The 2581-nt window shown below is 43.9% G+C and carries 3 protein-coding genes; 1 reads left to right on the forward strand and 2 read right to left on the reverse strand.

Annotation, left to right across the window (positions count from 1 at the left end; all coding sequences use genetic code 11):
- Positions 1–32 precede the first annotated feature (32 nt).
- The gene (znuB, locus tag AB4496_RS24605) at positions 33–818 is read right to left on the reverse strand and encodes a zinc ABC transporter permease subunit ZnuB (RefSeq protein WP_009847315.1); all 786 of its coding nucleotides are present in this window, start codon (positions 816–818) and stop codon (positions 33–35) included.
- Positions 818–1597, reverse strand: a complete 780-nt coding sequence (znuC, locus tag AB4496_RS24610) for a zinc ABC transporter ATP-binding protein ZnuC (RefSeq protein WP_009847314.1) — start codon at positions 1595–1597, stop codon at positions 818–820. Before znuC ends, znuB begins: the two co-directional genes overlap by 1 nt.
- A gap of 83 nt (positions 1598–1680) precedes the next feature.
- Between znuC and znuA the strand changes: the two genes are divergently transcribed.
- Positions 1681–2565 (forward strand): zinc ABC transporter substrate-binding protein ZnuA, encoded by an 885-nt coding sequence (znuA, locus tag AB4496_RS24615; protein ID WP_009847313.1) that lies wholly within the window; start codon positions 1681–1683, stop codon positions 2563–2565.
- The last annotated feature ends 16 nt before the right edge of the window (positions 2566–2581 follow it).

The following is a 2581-nucleotide window of genomic DNA, read 5'->3' on the forward strand; positions in this document are numbered from 1 at the left end:
AGATACGAGATACGAGATCGTACTGATAAGTGCTAAGCTCGGCTTCTAACCATTTGAGATAACATAAACATTGCCGCAGCACTGATAACAACAGAAGGGCCGGCCGGTGTGTCATAGAACCAAGACAAGCTCAATCCTCCGAACACAGCGATAGAACCAATTACCGATGCAAGGAATGCCATTTGTTCGGGTGTATTGGCGAATTTTCTTGCCGTTGCTGCCGGAATGATAAGTAGTGAGGTCATGATTAACGCACCAACAAACTTCATACCTACTGCAATCACGATCCCAACCAATAGCATCAAAATAAGACGCATTAAATCAATGTTGATGCCATCAACCGCTGCGAGATCTTCGTTAACGGTCGTCGACAATAGTGGTCGCCAAAAGATAGCAAGTACCACTCCAATCACGGCAGCACCCGCATAGATGAATACCAAATCTGTCGGAGACACTGCAAGCAAGTCACCAAATAGGTAGCTCATTAGGTCAACGCGAACGTTATCTAAGAAACTCACGGCGACAAGACCCAAAGACAGAGCGCTGTGCGCCAAAATACCGAGTAGGGTATCGGTCGCGACCAGCTTTTGTTTTTGTAAAGTCACTAGCAACACAGCCAGCATCAAACAACAAATCAGCAGCGCGAAATACAAGTTAATGTTGAACAGAAAGCCAAGTGCTAAGCCCATCAAAGAAGCGTGAGCAAGCGTGTCACCAAAGTAAGCCATCTTGCGCCACACCACGAATGAACCTAGTGGCCCCGCGATTAGAGCAATGCCCAAGCCAGCTAAAATAGAGGGAAGAAGAAACTCAAGCATTAGTGGTGTCCGTGTCTATGGTTTGAACATTCATGCACGTCGCCTTCGACAGGCTGTCCTGCGAGATCATGATGGTGATGTTCGTGTTGGTGGTGATAAAAGGCTAAGGTCTCTTGGGTCGCGGTGCCAAAAAGTGCGATATAAGAGGGGTGGTGTTTGATGTCTGCAGGTGCGCCTGAACAGCAGATATGGTGATGCAAACAGATAACATCGTCTGTTTTTGCCATCACTAAATGCAGATCGTGTGAAACCATAAATACGGCACAACCAAAGCGGTGACGAATGGTGTCAATTAGGTCATACAGGTCTATTTGCCCTTGTACATCAACGCCTTGAGCAGGTTCATCAAGAACCAGTAGATCGGGTCTTCTTAGCAATGAACGAGCAATCAGCACACGTTGGTTTTCACCGCCAGATAGCTGGTGCATGTTACTCTTTTGCAGATGTTCAGCACCAACGAGCTTCAATGCTTCGAGGATCTCTTGCTGACTGAACTTGCCAGTGAGCTTTAGAAAACGTTCTACATTGAGCGGTAGTGAATCATTGAGCTTTAATTTTTGTGGTACATAGCCAATTTTCAGTTTTTTAGCTTTTGTTATTGTGCCTGAAAATTTGGTCTGTAAACCTAATACCACTTTTACTAATGTCGACTTTCCTGCACCGTTTGGCCCAATCAGGGTGGTGATTCTGCCGCGCTCTAAATTTAGAGAGATGTTATCTAGAACTTTTCGACCGTCAAATTCGACGCTCACAGAATCTAGTTGGATTAAATTATCCATGAATAGAACTCATTTGCAATTCGCTAATGTTATAATGTAACATTTACCTCAAGCCTAAGCTACTTTTCTATTAACGAGGAATTATGTCACGTTCATCTTTTATACTTGCTACTTTGCTTTTAGCGCCAAGTGTTGCAAGTGCCAATACTATTCTAACAAGCTTCAAACCAATTCAAATGATTGTGACAGAATTAACGCAGGGCGTTAGTGAACCGGATGTGTTGATGAACAGCAATGCTTCGCCGCACGATTATGCGCTTAAGCCATCAGATGTCAAAAAAGTTCATAGTGCCGATATGGTGATCTGGTTTGGCCCTGACCTAGAAGCTTTTTTGACCAAGGTGATTGGTTCTAAAGAAAACGTTATCAAGATCAGTGAGATTCCGGGGATTAACTTGAGAGAGTTTGGACATGAAGACCACGATGCTCATGAAGGGCACAACCATGGTAGCCATGACCCGCATTTTTGGTTGGGTATCGATCAAGTCGAGGTAGCGGCAAAATATATCTCAGCTAAGCTAATTGAGTCAGACTCTGATAACGCCATGGCGTATCAAGAGAACCTAGATTCATTCTTGATTGCTTTGAAAGAGAAACAGCAGGCGATTCATGAACAACTCGCGCCAGTGAAAGACAAAGGCTACTACGTATTCCATGACGCGTATGGCTACTTCGAACAAGAATTTAAGTTGAATAATCTAGGTCACTTTACGGTTAGCCCTGAGCGTAAACCTGGCGCAAAAAGTCTGATAGCTATCAAGAAGACTTTGGTGCGTGAAAATGTTCAATGCGTATTTTCAGAGCCTCAATTTACACCAGCGGTGATTGAATCGGTGACTCGTGGAAGTAACGCTAAACAAGGGCAACTTGATCCTGTCGGTTCGCAGGTTGAAGTGAAGAGTGGAAGCTATTTTGATTTTCTTCAGCAGCTTACAGATAGTTACACAAGTTGCTTAAGTGGAATGTAATCAATATTGAGTATTC

The sequence above is a fragment of the Vibrio sp. 10N.222.46.A1 genome, from assembly GCF_041473595.1.
In the GTDB taxonomy this organism is placed as follows: Bacteria; Pseudomonadota; Gammaproteobacteria; order Enterobacterales; family Vibrionaceae; genus Vibrio; species Vibrio tasmaniensis_A.